Raw genomic sequence first — 14,776 nt, 5'->3', positions numbered from 1 at the left:
GATCCCGCCGGCGGGACCCGCCGGACCCGCGGGTCAGAACCCGCGGACCGAGGCGACCGTGAACCCGGTCGGCGCGCCCGTGGAGGGCAGCACCCCGCCGTCCTTGTCGAACTGGGACCGCACCACCAGGGTCCGCCCCGGCACCCGGACCAGCGTGGTCGGGATCTGGAGCGAGGGATCCGTGACGGTGCGGACCAGGCGGGCCCGGGTGCCGTCGGCCGACACCTGCCAGCGGCTCAGGGCGTTCCGCGTGTTCTGGGCCGCGCGCAGCACCCCGCCGGGTGCGAGGTCGAGCCCGTCGGCGGTCTTCAGATCGCCGCCGGTCAGCGTCACGCGGGAGACCGCGCCGGAGGCCGGGTCGATGCGGTACAGGTCCCCGGCCGTCATGTCGACGGTGAGCAGGAACCGCCCGGCCGGGTCCGCGGTGATGCCGTTGAGGCTGAAGCTGCCCGCCGGGGAGGGGGTGAGCCGCCCGCTCAGGTCGTACGCCACCTGCAAGGGGCCGGATCCTGAGGCCAGTTGCTCCGGGGTGACCCGGTAGACCACCGCGCGGACGCTGTCGGTGAGGTAAGCGGTGCCGTCCGGGGTCACGGCCAGGTCGTTGAGGAAGCGCGGCCCGCTCCCGGGTATCTCGAAGCGGGCCGTACGGGCCCCCGAGCGGGTGTCGTAGACGCAGACGCCCGAGGTGGAGTCGGTCACCCAGAGCCGGCCGTGCCCGTCGACCCGCAGTCCGTTCGCGGTGTGGCGCCCGTCGGTGCCCGGCGGCAGGAAGACCTCCGCCGCGCGTCCGCCGGAGCGGGCCCGGTAGACGGTGCCGTCCTTGTAGGAGCCGACGTAGACCGTGCCGGTGCGGGGGTCGGCGGCTATGCCCTCCGGGAAGACCTGCTCGCCGGGCAGGGTGAAGGCCGTGTCGATCCGGGTACGCGAGCCCGCGCCGTCCGGGGCTCCGCCGCCCGAGGCCGTGGCGGCGGGGGCCGCGCCGAGGGTGAGGGCGGCGGTCAGGGTGAGCAGGGTGGCGGGCAGGAACTTCTTCGCCATCGGACGTCCTCTTCTCTCTGGATGTGCACGAATCTAAGTTAGAGCTCTAATGCATGCAAGGGCTTTATGATGCGGGGATGACTTCCATGCCCGCCGAGGAGCGCATCGGCTCCCACATCAAGCGCGCCGAGCAGGCGCTCCTCGGGGCCAAGAACACGGCGGTGAAGCCGGCCGCAGTAACGGTTCCGCAGTACGCCGCCCTGCTCTGGCTCGCCGAGAAGCCCGGGATCTCCGCCGCCTCGCTCGCCCGCCTGTGCGGGGTGACGCCGCCGACCATGAACACCGTGCTGAAGAACCTCTCGGAGCGCGGCCTCATCGAGCGGACCCCGCACGAGCTGCACCGCAACGTCCTGGAGACCCGGCTCACCGAGGAGGGGCGCTCCGTGATGGAGCTGGCCGACGCGGGGGCGGTGGCGGTGGAGCGGGCGCTCGCCGCCGAGTTCAGCGGCGAGGAGCGGGAGCTGCTGATCGCACTGCTCGGGCGGTGCGCGGGGGTCCTCGACGCACTGAAGTGAGGCGCCCGGGATTCGGATCATGATTTTGCGCTGATTTGGAACTTTCCGGGGGATTCACACATCAGGACTAGGGGGAGCCCAGTCCCTTCTGTCCCGCCGGGGGGCAGTCATGACCGTTCGGAGCGAAGTTCGTGCACCAGGACCCGCAGCGCCCGCGGCCCGATGACCAGCCGTACCAGTCCCACCCGCCGTACCCGCCGTACCGGCAGGACCAGTCGTACCAACAGGAGCGGCAGGGCCAGCCGTACCGACCCGATGGCCACCAGGCGTACGGCAACGAGGCGTACGGCAACCAGGCCTACGGCAACGAGGCGTACGGCAACGAGGCGTACGTCCCCCCGCACATACCCGAGCCCCCGCACATACCCGAGCCCCCGCGCCGCTCCCGTTCCCGCCGCGTGCTGTGGACCGGTGCGGCCATGGCCTTCGTGCTCCTCCTCGGCGGCGGTGGCTTCGCCGCCTGGAAGCTGGACTGGTTCTCCGGCAACGGCTCCACGGTGAGCTTCGGCAAGACCCCGCCCTCCGCCGACCCCGGGGCGGCGCAGGGCAGCCCGGGCGAGGTCCCCGCGAGCCCGCCCGCGCCGAGCGGCGACCCGGACGTGCAGTTCGCGACCGGCCCGGCCTCCGCGTTCAAGCAGACCACCAAGCTCGACGACGGCACGATCATCGCCAAGACCCGCCTCAAGGGCGCCAAGTCCGGCTTCGAGGGCGACGTCTGGGTGTGGACGCCGAAGGAGTACGGCGACCCGAAGTACGCCAAGAGCGGTTTCCCGGTGCTCATCGCGCTCCCCGGCGGCAACGGCTTCCCGAACAACTACTGGGCCGACCGCAGCCTCGGCCTCCAGAAGGCCATCAGCGAGGGCGTCAAGGCCGGTACCAGCCTGCCGTTCATCGTGATCATGCCGGTGCTCAACCCGGACCCGAAGTACTACTACGACGGCTCCGACATCCCCGGCAAGCCCAAGATGGGCACCTGGATCGCCGAGGACGTCCCGGACTTCACCCGCGCCAACTTCCGTACGTACAAGTCCCGCGACGGCTGGGCCTTCATGGGCTCCTCCTCCGGCGCCTTCGTCGGCATGAAGCAGGTCCTCCAGCACCCGGACAAGTTCAAGGCCGTGATCGCCAGCGGCGGCGAGATCGTCCCCGACTCCCCGTTCTGGAAGGGCCACCAGGCGGAGATGGACGCGAACAACCCCGAGAAGCTCGCCCAGAAGCTGATCGACACGGGCGGCCCCGACGTCTACATCAACTTCCAGATCGGGACCAAGGAGAGCGGCAAGGAGCGCATGACGCAGTTCCGGCAGAAGTACGCCAAGGGCCCGGTCAAGATGACCATCCGGGACATCCAGAACGGCGAGCACAACGGCTGGCACTACGTGCGCGGCATGAAGGAAGGCTCGCTGGAGTGGGTCAGCAAGGTGCTCAAGGGGCCGAAGCCCGAAGCGGGCTGACCGCGATCGGACGCACCCGCGCGGGGGAGCGGCCGTCGTAGGCCGGCGTCCCCCGCGTGGCCCTCGCCACGTCCACCCGTCCCAGGCAACCCATCCGGTCGTTCATACCTCTGTTATGGATGTAAGGGGGACCAAACGGTCCACCCCACGCTCCCAGAGGGCGCCGGACAAGGAACGGGAACGATCCGTGCACCAAGACCTGCAGGGTGACGCCGTCGCCACGGCCCAGGACGCCGGCGCGGCCACCGGGGACCGCGCCGCCGAGACCGCGGACCGCGCCGCCGAGACCGCGGACCGCGACACCGGGACCGGGGACCGCGCCGGGACCGGGGGCCGCCGCCCCAAGCGCCGACTGCGCCGGATCCTGATCGGCGGCGGTCTCGGCCTCACCCTCCTGGCGGGCGGCGGGGCGGCCGCGTACCACTACCGCGTCTTCACGGACATAGGCGATCCCGTCTCCTTCGGGGAGCCGCGGGCGGCGGCCTCCACCGCCCCCGACGCCGCGCCCGGCGTGCTCATGCCGACCGGGCCGAAGGCCTCCTTCGTCCGGACCTCCCGGCTGCCGGACGGCACCCAGATCGGCAAGACCACCCTGACGGGCAAGAAGTCCGGGTTCAAGGGCGACGTGTGGGTGTGGGTGCCGAAGCAGTACGACGACCCGGCGTACGCAGACAGCGCCTTCCCGGTCCTGATCTCCCTGCCCGGCGGCCGCGGCTACCCCACGAACTACTGGGGGACGGGCCCCGGCCTCGGCCTCCAGCAGGCCGTCAGCGACGGGGCGAAGTCCGGAAAGAACCTGCCCTTCATCCTGGTCATGCCGGTGATCAACGCCGACACCAAGCACCACTTCGACGGCTCCGACATCCCCGGCCAGCCCAAGATGGGCACCTGGATGGCCGAGGACGTCCCGGATTTCGCGAAGGCCAATTTCCGCACCTTCACCTCCCGCGACGGATGGGCCTTCATGGGCTCCTCGTCGGGCGGATTCGGAGCCCTCAAGCACGTCCTGAAGTACCCCGAACGCTTCAAGGCGGTCATCGCGAGCGGGGTGGACGTCGTCCCCGACTCCCCGCTGTGGAAGGGGAACACGCAGGCCATGGACGAGAACAACCCCCGGAAGCTCGCCGCGAAGCTGATCGCGGCGGGCGGCCCGGACGTCTACGTGAACTTCCAGATCGGCACCGCCGAATCCGGCCGGGAGGCGGCCGAGGGGTTCATGAGGGACTACGGCAAGGGTGCCGTGCACACCAGGCTGCAGGTGATCCAGGATGGTCAGCACAACGGAAAGTCGTACGTACGCGGGATGAGGGAGGGCTCACTGGAGTGGATCAGCAAGGTGATGTCCGCCCCCACCCCGAAGCCCCGGCCGGCCCCGAGCGGCGGGGCCCCGAGCGGCGGCGCGAGCAGCGCCGCCCCGCAGTGAGCCCCGGCATCAAGGGGATCTGGATCGGCTCGGCCGCCCTCGCGGGCGTCGCCGCGCTGCTCGCCGTGGTCTTCGTCAAGGACTCCGGCGGCTACGAGGACCGCGCGGTGCTCCCCTTTCCCACCGTCGGCGTCCTCATGGCGAACGGCGAGCACTGGTGCACGGCCAGCGTCGTCGACAGCCCGCAGGGCAATGTCGTCGCCACCGCCGCGCACTGCGTGGCCCCCGCCGGAGAGGACGGCGTGCCGGGCGAGGCTGCGCACGACGGCCTGGCCATCGGCGAGCTCTCCTTCGCCCCCGCCTTCTCGGGCGAGGGCTCGGGGCAGCAGCCCCTCGGGCTGTGGAAGGTGCGCTCCGTCCAGGTCGACGACCGCTGGACCAAGTGGGGCGAGGACACCGCCGACTTCGCCTTCCTCAGCGTCGAACCGGACGCGGAGGGGCGCAGCCTGCAGGAGGTCGTCGGCCGCCGGGAGGCACCGAAGCCCGTCTGGACCTCCGGCTACGAGCGGGAGGTGACCGTCGTCGGCTATCCGGAGTCCGAGCACAACCCCGAGAACAAGCCCGTCGCCTGTACGACGCAGAGCCGGCACGACGAGGACGACCCCGCCATGCTCTACATCAACTGCTCCGGCTTCTGGACGGGGACGAGCGGCAGCCCGTGGATCGCCGACCGGGGCGGGCCGGGGCGGCCGGGGCAGCTCATCGGGGTGCTGAGCGGCGGGGACACGGACGTGGACTCCACGGCCGCGCTGTTCGACGACCGGGCGAAGGCCCTGTACGAACGGGCGGCGAAGGCCGCGGACTGAGGCCGCGGACCGCGGTCGCGGACCGAGGCCCCGCGCCCCTCAGCTGCGGCGCTCCGTGCTCACGATCACGCACACCGCCGCCACGACGATCGCACCACCGAGCAGGATCGGCCAGGTCAGGGCCTCGTCGAGGACGAGCCATCCCAGGGCGACGGCCACGACCGGATTCACGTAGGCGTACGTGGCCACCAGCGAGAGCGGAGCCGCGCGCAGCAGCCACACGTACGCGGTGAAACCGACGAGCGAGCCGAACAGCACGAGGTAGCCGAGGGCCAGCCAGGAGGCGGTGGAGTACGAGGTCAGGTCCAGTCCGTGCTGCTCGCCGCGGCACAGGCCGACGAGGATCCCGCCGGCCCCGCCCGCGAGCATCTGGTACGCGCTGCCGGTGAAGGGGTTCGCGGGCAGGGTCAGCTTCGACGCCGAGAAGGAGCCGAGCGACCAGCACACCGAGCCGGCCAGCACCAGGAGCACCCCGCCGAGCGCGATCTCCCCGCCGAGCCCCGGGCTGGTCAGGACGGCGAGTCCGCCGAGTCCCAGCAGGACCCCGGACACGGTGCGACGGGAGGGGCGGTCGCCGGAGCCGGCGCGCAGGACGACCAGCCACATCGGCACGGCGGCCACCAGGAGGGCGGCGAGCCCGGAGGGGATCGAGGTCTCGGCGAGGACGACGAGGCCGTTGCCGCCGAGCACCAGCAGCAGCCCGACCAGGACGGCGGAGCGCACCTGGGCGCCGGTGGCCTTGAGGGCGGCCGGGCCGTCGCGCCAGGCGACGAGGCCGGCCAGGAGGAGGCCGGCGGTGATGAAGCGGGCCCCGGCGGAGAGGAACGGGGGCATGGTCTCGACGACGATCCGGATGCCGAGGTAGGTCGAACCCCAGACGACGTAGACGAGGGAGAGGGCGATCCAGACACGGGCCGTTGGGGTGCGCATGACGCGGAGCCTATGTCCTTGGCGTCTACACCAATCGGGGGGTCCCCGGACCGGGCCGCTCCGGTCGGGCCGGCCGCGCCGGGTCCCCGTCGGCGCCGTCCCCGTCGCCCCCCGGCAGCCCCGGTCAGACCGCCGGCGCCGCCAGTCCCGTCTTGGCGCCCGCGCCGCACAGCGGGACGACAGCGGTGCGGCCCTGGAGGGGGTCGTCGGGGGCCGTGGGGCCGACCGCGGCCCAGCAGGCCGCGGCGGTGGGTTCCACGAAGAGGCCGCGCCGGGCCAGGTCGAGCTGGGCCGCGCGGACGCTGTCGTCGGTGACGGTGAGGAAGGTCCCGCCGGACTTGCGGACGGCCGCCAGGATCTGCCGGGCCCGCGGCGGCGCCGGGATGGCGATCCCCTCGGCCAGGGTGGGGAGTTGGGGTACGGGATCGGCGTTCTCGGCGCCCGCGCGGAAGGCGGAGGCCAGCGGGGCGACGGCCGCCGACTGGACGGCGATCAGCGTCGGCGGGCGGACCCCGCGCAGGGCCAGCTCCTCCACCGCCAGCGCGGCCCCCAGCAGCAGGGTGCCGTTGCCGACCGGGACGACGATCACCTCGGGCAGGTGGCCGCCCATCGCCTCCCAGATCTCGTAGACGTAGGTCTTGGTGCCGTGCAGGAAGTACGGGTTGAAGACGTGACTGGCGTAGAACACCCCCGGCAGGTCCGCCGCTTCGCGGGCCGCCACCGCCGCGGCCTCGCGGCCGCCCGGCACCACCGTCACCGTCGCGCCGTGCGCGCGCATCTGCTCCGTCTTCTTCGCCGAGGTGCCCTCCGGCACGAAGACCTCGCAGTCCAGTCCGGCCCGCGCGCAGTAGGCCGCGAAGGCCGTCCCGGCGTTGCCGCTGCTGTCCGCCACCACCCGCTCCGGGCCCAGCCGGCGCGCCAGTTCCGCGAGCATCACCGCGCCGCGGTCCTTGAAGGACAGCGTGGGCATCAGGAAGTCGAGCTTGGCGTGCACCCGCTCCGCGAGCGGCACGAGCGGGGTGTTCCCCTCCGCCAGCGTGACGGCGAAGGCCCCGGTGAGCGGCAGTGCGCAGCCGTAGCGCCAGAGCGAGTGCGGGCCGGCCGCGGGATCCAGCACGGCGGCCGGGTCGGGGGTGAAGTCCAGGTCCCAGGGGCCACCGCACACCGGGCAGCACCAGGGGGCCGTCCGCGCGTCGGCGCGGGTGCCGTCTTCGGCACAGACGTAGCCGGGTAGTGCGTGCGTCATGTGCGGTGAGCCTTTGCTCGTTCATGGCTGAGGTATGGCACGGATGTTACGCGTTCGTTGTCCTCTTGTGGTGGAGCGACTCCGTGGGTCAACCTTTCGTCAGCGGCGCATCGTTGGGCCGAATTGATTGTCATGGGCATGACTAAAAGCCATGCCCTGGCGACAGGCCCGACGGCCGCGCACCCCCCGCAACGCACCACCTATGAGGAGGACCCCTCAGATGTCTGCGACGCGTCACACCCGCCGGAGGATCACCGGCATCGGAGCGACCGCCACACTGGCCCTCGCCCTCGGAGCCGCACTCGCCTTACCCGCTTCCGCGTCCCCGCTCGCCCCGCAGGGCGTCATCGAGAACGCCGGCGCCGAAGGCACCGTCTCCGGCAGCTACATCGTGACCCTGAACGACTCCGCCGCCCGCTCCACCGCCGCCAGCGGCAAGGCCGTGGCCAAGCGGTACGGCGCGCGGATCGACCGGACCTACAGCGCGGCCCTCAACGGCTACTCCGTAGAAGTCTCCGAGGCGCAGGCCAAGAAGCTCGCCGCCGACCCCGCGGTCAAGTCCGTCGTGCAGAACCGGGTGTTCACCGTCGACGCCACCCAGCCCAACCCGCCTTCCTGGGGCCTGGACCGGATCGACCAGACGGCCCTCCCGCTGAACCAGAGCTACACCTACCCGGACAAGGCCGGCGAGGGTGTGACGGCGTACATCATCGACACGGGCGTCCGTAAGACACACCAGGACTTCGGCGGCCGCGCCTCCGACGGCTTCGACGCCATCGACAACGACAACACCGCCCAGGACGGCCACGGCCACGGCACGCACGTCGCCGGCACCGTCGCGGGCACCTCGTACGGCGTGGCCAAGAAGGCGAAGATCGTCGGCGTCCGCGTGCTCGACAACAACGGCTCCGGTACGACCGCCCAGGTCGTCGCCGGCATCGACTGGGTGACGCGGAACGCCGTCAAGCCGGCCGTGGCGAACATGTCGCTGGGCGGCGGCGCGGACTCCGCGCTGGACACCGCCGTGCGCAACTCCATAGCCAGCGGCATCACGTACGGGGTCGCGGCGGGCAACGAGTCCACCAACGCCAACACCAAGTCCCCGGCCCGCGTGGCCGAGGCGATCACCGTCGGCGCCACGACCAACACCGACGCCAAGGCGAGCTACTCCAACTACGGCACGATCCTGGACCTGTTCGCCCCCGGTTCCTCCATCACCTCCTCGTGGGGCACCGGCGACACCGCGACGAACACCATCTCGGGCACCTCGATGGCGACCCCGCACGTGGTCGGCGCCGCCGCCCTCTACCTCGCGTCCAACCCGGCGTCCACCCCGGCCCAGGTCTCCACGGCCCTGGTGAACGCGGCCACGCCGAACGTCGTGACCAGCCCCGGCACCGGTTCCCCGAACCGCCTGCTCTACGTCGGGGGCACCACGACCCCGCCGAACCCGGGCACCCGCTTCGAGAACACCGCGGACTACGCGATCGCCGACAACTCCACCGTCGATTCGCCGATCACCGTCAGCGGGATCTCCGGCAACGCCCCGAGCACGCTCAAGGTGGACCTGAACATCCTCCACACGTACATCGGTGACCTGAAGGTCGACCTCGTCGCCCCCGACGGCACCCTGTACAACCTGCACAACCGCAGTGGCGGCAGCGCGGACAACATCGTCAAGTCCGTGACGGTCAACGCCTCCTCCGAGGTCGCCAACGGCGTGTGGAAGCTCCGGGTCAACGACAACGCGAACATCGACACCGGAAAGATCGACTCCTGGGCCCTCCAGTTCTGACCCGGTGCGGTCGGTGACGTGATGAACCCGGCGGGGGCGACCGTTTCGACGGTCGCCCCCGCTGCGTACCATTCGCGCATTCGTTCGCCCCGCTTCCTGGAGCCCCGTGAGCACCCAGCCCCCGCACCTCTGGCCCGCCCCGCCCCCGCACGGGTACCCGCACGGGTACCCGTACGGGCCGCCCCCGTCCCCGCCCCCGCTCAACGGGTTCGCGCTCGCCTCCCTGCTCGTCGGGCTGCTCTGCTTCCCGCCGCTGGGCATCGTCTTCGCGATCGTGGCCCTCGTGCAGATCAAGAAGAAGGGCGAGCGGGGCGCGGCGCTCGCCGTCTGGGGGCTGGTGGTGTCGCTGGTGATCAGCATCGCCGCCGTCCTCGCGGTTCCCGTGGCCGTACGGGCCGCGGACGCGCTCGACGAACGGAGCCGCTACCGGGGCGGGGCGGGGGCCTACGAGGAGGTGGAGGGCACCCTCGTGGACGCGTCCGAACTGCGCGTCGGGCACTGCTTCAACGTCCCGGACGGGGGCCTGCTGGCCGAGGAGGCCCCCGTCTACCGGATCGACTGCGCCGAGGTCCACGACGCGGAGGTCACCTCCGCGACCTCGATGACCGAGGAGCGGTTCCCGGGCGCGGGGCAGGTGCGGGCCACCGCGGTACGGGACTGCTGGAGCGCGCAGGACGCGTACGCGATGGACACGTGGGCCCTGCCCTCGTACGCGGGGATGTACTACTTCGCGCCCTCGCCCGGGAGCTGGCGCGACGGGGACCGGCGGATCGTGTGCGTGATCGGCACGGAGCGCGGGCAGCAGCGCGGCAGCCTGCGCAACGACGCCGGCATGCTGACGCCCGAGCAGGTGGCCTTCCTGCGGGTCATGAGGGGGGTGGACGAGGCGCTGGCGGCGGAACCGGACGAGGAAGTGGGCGAGGACCTGCCGTCCCACCAGTCCTGGGCGAGGAAGATGGACCAGGCGCTGGGCGCCGAGGCGGGGCTCCTGGACGTGATGAAGGGGCGGCCCGAGCTGGCCGGTCCGGCCGGGGTGCAGCGGGAGCGGCTGGAGGTCGCGCGGCTCGCGTGGCAGCAGGCCGCGCGGGCGACGACCGAGGACGCGTTCCTGGACTCGTGGGACCGGGCGGTCGCCGCGCTGCCGGTCGAGCTGGAGAAGGCGCTGCGCGGGGCGTACGGGCTCGCGACGACGGTTCCCGAGTGGCTGGCGGAGTCCGAGGGGAACGAGTGGAACGAGGGGAACGAGGGGAACGAGGGGGACGGGTCGGGTCCGCCGGGCACCTCGCCCGGTCCCGGGCGGAGCCCTTCCAGGGAGTCCGTGTAACGGGTGGGACGCGTGGGTTTGGGTGACCTGGCTTCATCACTTCGGGTGAAACTCTGGCCCTTGCTTGCGATGGACAACCGTCGGTTGCCAGGGTGTAGCTGTCTGTCAACCTGATGGGAGTGGCCTGTGACTTTCGGCGAGCAGCCGGCCTATCTGCGCGTCGCCGGGGATCTGCGACGGAAGATCGTCGATGGGTCCCTGCCTCCGCACGCCCGGCTCCCTTCCCAGGCCCGGATCCGTGAGGAGTACGGGGTCTCCGACACGGTGGCCCTGGAGGCGCGCAAGGTCCTCATGGCGGAGGGACTGGTCGAGGGCCGGTCCGGATCCGGCACGTACGTACGCGAACAACCGGTCCCGCGGCGCGTCGCCCGCTCCGGCTACCGCACGGGCGGGGTCTCGACCCCCTTCCGGCAGGAGCAGGCGGAGGCGGGGGCGCGCGGCACCTGGGATTCCAACAGCGAACAGGCCCCGGCCCCGGAGGACATCGCGAAACGGCTCGGCATCGAACCGGGCGAGCGGGTGATGCGCACGCGGTACGTCTACCGGGACGCGGGCGAGGCGATGATGCTGTCGACCTCGTGGGAGCCGCTGACGGTGACCGGGCGGACGCCGGTGATGCTGCCGGAGGAGGGGCCGCTCGGGGGCGCGGGAGTCGTCGACCGGATGGCGGCGATCGACGTGGTCGTCGACAACGTGGTGGAGGAGGTCGGCGCGCGGCCGGGCCTGGCGGAGGAGAGCATGCAGCTCGGCGGGGTGCCGGGGCACGTGGTCCTGGTGATCGGGCGCACCTACTTCGCGTCCGGCCGCGCCGTGGAAACCGCCGACGTCATCGTCCCGGCCGACCGCTACCGCCTCGCGTACCACCTACCGGTGAGGTAGCCGTCGCCCGGGGGCTCCGTTCACTCGTTCGTGGGATCGCCGGAGAATCCGGACAGGGTTGCGAAGGGCGTGTCGCTACGGTCGGCGCATGATGACGACGGCTGCTGTGGCGGACGGTGCCGGGCATGCCCGGTTCGCTTTCCGTCTTCGTCTGTCGTCCACCGCGCTCGCCAAGCTGTTGGGTGAGTGGGACCGGTGCCGGTGGGTGTGGAACGAATGCGCCGCTCGGTCGAAGAAGGCTCACGATGAGGACGAGAAGTGTGGGCCGGCCCGGTTGGACAAGATGCTGACCGAAGCACGCAACCACAACACCTGGTTGCGTGATGGCAGCAGCGTTCCGCAGCAGCAGCTGATTCGGGACTTCGGGAAGTCCCGTGCCAAGGCCTTGAAGGACATCAAGGCCCGGTTGCCGATGCGGCAGCGGGCCGGGATGCCGAAGTACAGGAAGAAGCACGCAGCCTATCCGACGCTCAATTACACCCGTCGGGGCTTCCGGATCAAGGATGGCCGCCTGCATCTCGCGGGGGGCATCGTCCTGACCGTGGTGTGGTCGCGCGCCCTTCCGTCGGACCCGTCATCGGTACGGATCTACCGCGATAGCCTCGGGCACTGGTACGCCTCCTTCGTCGTCCCCGCCGAGGCCCAGCCGCTCTCGGAGACGGGCGCGGTGATCGGCATCGACTGGGGTGTGAAGGAGACGGCGACCACCACCAGCGACGCACATGACCTCCCGCACGCCGAGCACGGGCGGAAGGCGGCTACCGGGCTCGCCCGCTATCAGCGGATGATGGCCCGACGGAAGCCAGCGAAGGGCAAGCCTGGTTCGAAGGGCTACCGGACGGCTCGAAGGCTGGCTGCGAGGCTCCACAAGAAGGTGGCCCGGCAGCGCCAGGACATCGGCCGCAAGTGGGCCAAGACCGTCGTCCGCGACCACGACGCCCTCGCCGTGGAGGACTTCCGCCCGAAGTTCCTGGCCAAGTCCACCATGGCTCGCAAGGCAGCCGACGCCGCGATCGGCGCGACCAAGCGTGAACTGATCGCCATGGCCCGCAAGCACGGGCGCATCGTGCACCTTGTCCATCCCGCGCACACCACCATGGACTGCGCGCAGTGCGGAGCGAGAACCAAGCACGCACTACCTCTCTCGGAACGTACCTACACTTGCACCGCCTGCGGAGCCGTGTCCCCCAGGGACAAGAACTCCGCCCGCGTCATGCTGGTCCGGGCTGGTCTCAACCCGGCTGGTGCCGATCGTGTAAGAGCTGGCGGACCGGAGGTCCACAGCCCACGTGAGCCAGGAATCCCCACCCTTTAGGGAGGGGAGGATTCAACTTCATCTTCTTCGCGCTCCATCGCCGCCGACCTCGTGATCAACAAGCGGCTCGGGCTCAGCCCGCCGTACATCGAGTTCAAGCGGGCCTACCTCTACTCGGTCAATCCGGCCGGTTTCGGCTCGATGGTCATCGCTTCCACCGTCTCGATCCTCGCTTTCTTCGGCCTTTTCGGGACATACGCCGAAGCCTTCTCCACCTTCATCGCGGCCGGACTCGCGCTCGTCCTCTGCCCGTTGATCGCCTGGGCGACGAAGGGGAAGTACTACCTGGCCAGGCCGAACACGGTCAACGGCCCGGACGTCGTCGTGGAGGACGTCACCGCCACGCACCTCTGCGCCGTCTGCGAGTCCGCGTACGAGCTCCCCGACATCGCCGACTGCCCCGTCCAGTCCGGCCCGATCTGCTCGCTCTGTTGTTCCCTCGACGCGACCTGCGGGGACGTCTGCAGGAAGGAGAACGCGGGCGGCGCCGTGATCCTGCCGCTGCCGACCGTGCGCGGGGTCTGAACCGGCGCGCACGGCCCACTCGTACGCATGGCCGGATGCGTACGCCTGCGAGGTACCTCTTCGTGAAAAACCGTATCCGCTGAGTAAAGGTCGGGCGTAGGCTCGGGCATATGCGCAATGCGGTTTCCCGGGCAGGTACGTCGGCGGAGGGTGAAACGCGATGAACGACAGCGGTGCCCTGCTCCCGTGGCTGGTCATACGTGAGGACGACAACGGCAACCGCTACCGGGTGGGCCGGTACTCCACCCGGGCCGAGGCCCAGAAGGTCGCCGACAGCCTCGAAAGCAGAGGGCACAAGCAGCTCTACTGGATCGAGCGGCTCGGTCAGCTCGGCCAGGACAGCACCGCCGGCCGGACCGGCACGAGGAACTGAGCCGTGCGGCTCACCCGTCGCCGCTGCCATAGGCTCCGCCCATGACTGTACGAGTGGTCGTGGGCGGAGCCCTTTGTCATGAGGGGCGCCTGCTGGCCGCCCGCCGGAGCGCGCCCCCGGAGCTCGCCGGCCGCTGGGAGCTCCCGGGCGGCAAGGCCGAGCCGGGCGAATCCGTACCCGAGGCGCTCGTACGGGAACTGCGCGAGGAGCTCGGCGTGGAGACCGAGGCGCTGGAGCGGATCCCGGGGGAGTGGCCGCTGAAGCCCGGCCTCGTCCTGCACGTGTGGACGGCCCGGCTGCTCTCGGGCGATCCGCTCCCGCTGGAGGACCACGACGAGCTGCGCTGGCTCGGCCCCGGGGAGCTGGACTCGGTGGACTGGCTCGACCAGGACCGCCCGGCCGTCGCCGAGGCGGGCCGCCGGCTGAGCGCCGATGCCGATGCCGTCGCCGGTGCGGGCGCCGCTGCGGGCGCCGGCCCGGATGGCCGCGACGGGGTGCGCGGGGGCGCGTGACGCGCACGCGCTGGGCCGTCTGCGCCACAGTGCGCCGGTCCGTGGGTGGTCGAGTGGTACGACGCCCCGAATATCGGGTATGTCGCTATTAATCCCCATCTCGTACTCGTCCACGAGGTTCTGTTCCCCCTGTCGAACCGGACTGGGGTCGCCAGCCGGCCCGGGAAGTGATCGGCGTGATCGACACAGACGGTGAATGCGCCGAATGGGCCTTTCCTGCCGAACCGGGTGCCGTCCGCACCGCCCGCCACGCGGTGCGCGGCGCCCTTCGCGACTGGGGGCTCGACTCCGTCGGAGACGTCACCGTCCTGCTGGTCAGCGAGCTGGTCACCAACTCCCTGCGGTACGCCTCCGGCCCGATCGGAGTCCGTCTCGTACGGCGCAATCCAGCCGTCGCCGACGCCCCCTCGGGTCGGGCGCTTCTCGTGGAGGTTTCGGATCCGCTTCCGGATCCACCCCGCGAACGCGTCGCCGCGGCCGACGACGAAGGGGGCCGCGGACTCCACCTCGTGGCGGTCTCCGCACAGCGCTGGGGGACCCGCCACGGGAAGTCGGGCAAGACCGTGTGGTTCGAATTGGCTCTTCCTGGTGAGTAACAAGGTGAGGGGCAGTCGACGATCACACAGCTTGGCTGGAAAACA

The 14,776-nt window shown here is 71.2% G+C and carries 14 protein-coding genes and 1 pseudogene; 12 read left to right on the top strand and 3 right to left on the bottom strand.

What is annotated here, in order from left to right:
- Positions 1-33: 33 nt before the first annotated feature.
- Complete coding sequence (locus OG276_RS12540; RefSeq protein WP_266904884.1) at positions 34-1,038, bottom strand: SMP-30/gluconolactonase/LRE family protein; 1,005 nt, start codon at positions 1,036-1,038, stop codon at positions 34-36.
- 77 nt (positions 1,039-1,115) lie between these two features.
- Here OG276_RS12540 and OG276_RS12535 point away from each other — a divergent pair, with 77 nt between their 5' ends.
- The 4 genes from OG276_RS12535 to OG276_RS12520 all read left to right on the top strand — a co-directional run bounded on the left by OG276_RS12535 (position 1,116) and on the right by OG276_RS12520 (position 5,236).
- Complete coding sequence (locus OG276_RS12535; RefSeq protein ID WP_266904882.1) at positions 1,116-1,553, top strand: MarR family winged helix-turn-helix transcriptional regulator; 438 nt, start codon at positions 1,116-1,118, stop codon at positions 1,551-1,553.
- A gap of 131 nt (positions 1,554-1,684) precedes the next feature.
- On the top strand, positions 1,685-3,007 hold the full coding sequence (locus tag OG276_RS12530) for an alpha/beta hydrolase-fold protein (RefSeq protein WP_323182333.1): 1,323 nt from the start codon (positions 1,685-1,687) through the stop codon (positions 3,005-3,007).
- Between the two features lie 187 nt (positions 3,008-3,194).
- Complete coding sequence (locus OG276_RS12525) at positions 3,195-4,430, top strand: alpha/beta hydrolase-fold protein (protein ID WP_266904880.1); 1,236 nt, start codon at positions 3,195-3,197, stop codon at positions 4,428-4,430.
- Positions 4,427-5,236, top strand: a complete 810-nt coding sequence (locus OG276_RS12520; protein ID WP_266904878.1) for a serine protease — start codon at positions 4,427-4,429, stop codon at positions 5,234-5,236. Before OG276_RS12525 ends, OG276_RS12520 begins: the two co-directional genes overlap by 4 nt.
- 39 nt (positions 5,237-5,275) lie before the next feature.
- On the opposite strand, the gene OG276_RS12515 is transcribed toward OG276_RS12520, so the two are convergent.
- Positions 5,276-6,166, bottom strand: a complete 891-nt coding sequence (locus tag OG276_RS12515) for an EamA family transporter (protein WP_266904876.1) — start codon at positions 6,164-6,166, stop codon at positions 5,276-5,278.
- A gap of 124 nt (positions 6,167-6,290) precedes the next feature.
- Positions 6,291-7,412, bottom strand: coding sequence for a pyridoxal-phosphate dependent enzyme (locus tag OG276_RS12510; protein WP_266904874.1), 1,122 nt, complete (start codon positions 7,410-7,412; stop codon positions 6,291-6,293).
- A 220-nt stretch (positions 7,413-7,632) separates the two neighbouring features.
- Here OG276_RS12510 and OG276_RS12505 point away from each other — a divergent pair, with 220 nt between their 5' ends.
- The 8 genes and pseudogenes from OG276_RS12505 (at position 7,633) to OG276_RS12470 (ending at position 14,731) form a co-directional block, all read left to right on the top strand.
- A complete protein-coding gene (locus OG276_RS12505) occupies positions 7,633-9,207 on the top strand; it encodes a S8 family peptidase (RefSeq protein ID WP_266904872.1) in 1,575 nt (524 codons plus the stop codon).
- A gap of 106 nt (positions 9,208-9,313) precedes the next feature.
- Entirely contained in the window at positions 9,314-10,531 is a 1,218-nt protein-coding gene (locus tag OG276_RS12500) for a DUF4190 domain-containing protein (protein WP_266904870.1), read from the top strand.
- A 126-nt stretch (positions 10,532-10,657) separates the two neighbouring features.
- Positions 10,658-11,410 carry a GntR family transcriptional regulator gene (locus tag OG276_RS12495; protein WP_266904868.1) on the top strand — a complete coding sequence of 251 codons (753 nt, stop codon included), beginning with the start codon at positions 10,658-10,660 and terminating at the stop codon, positions 11,408-11,410.
- A 91-nt stretch (positions 11,411-11,501) separates the two neighbouring features.
- The gene (locus OG276_RS12490) at positions 11,502-12,725 is read left to right on the top strand and encodes a transposase (protein ID WP_266912742.1); all 1,224 of its coding nucleotides are present in this window, start codon (positions 11,502-11,504) and stop codon (positions 12,723-12,725) included.
- A 33-nt stretch (positions 12,726-12,758) separates the two neighbouring features.
- Positions 12,759-13,250 (top strand): annotated as a pseudogene (locus OG276_RS12485) (hypothetical protein); the annotation flags it as partial.
- A gap of 160 nt (positions 13,251-13,410) precedes the next feature.
- Complete coding sequence (locus OG276_RS12480; protein ID WP_266904866.1) at positions 13,411-13,623, top strand: SPOR domain-containing protein; 213 nt, start codon at positions 13,411-13,413, stop codon at positions 13,621-13,623.
- Positions 13,624-13,664: 41 nt separating this feature from the next.
- Positions 13,665-14,135, top strand: coding sequence for a (deoxy)nucleoside triphosphate pyrophosphohydrolase (locus tag OG276_RS12475; protein ID WP_266904864.1), 471 nt, complete (start codon positions 13,665-13,667; stop codon positions 14,133-14,135).
- Positions 14,136-14,302: 167 nt separating this feature from the next.
- The gene (locus tag OG276_RS12470) at positions 14,303-14,731 is read left to right on the top strand and encodes an ATP-binding protein (protein ID WP_266904862.1); all 429 of its coding nucleotides are present in this window, start codon (positions 14,303-14,305) and stop codon (positions 14,729-14,731) included.
- The last annotated feature ends 45 nt before the right edge of the window (positions 14,732-14,776 follow it).

Origin of the sequence: Streptomyces sp. NBC_00086 (assembly GCF_026343255.1) — a bacterium.
Taxonomy (GTDB): Bacteria; Actinomycetota; Actinomycetes; order Streptomycetales; family Streptomycetaceae; genus Streptomyces.
The sequence above is the reverse complement of the archived record's forward strand: the minus strand, read 5'-3'. Positions and strand labels throughout refer to the sequence as shown.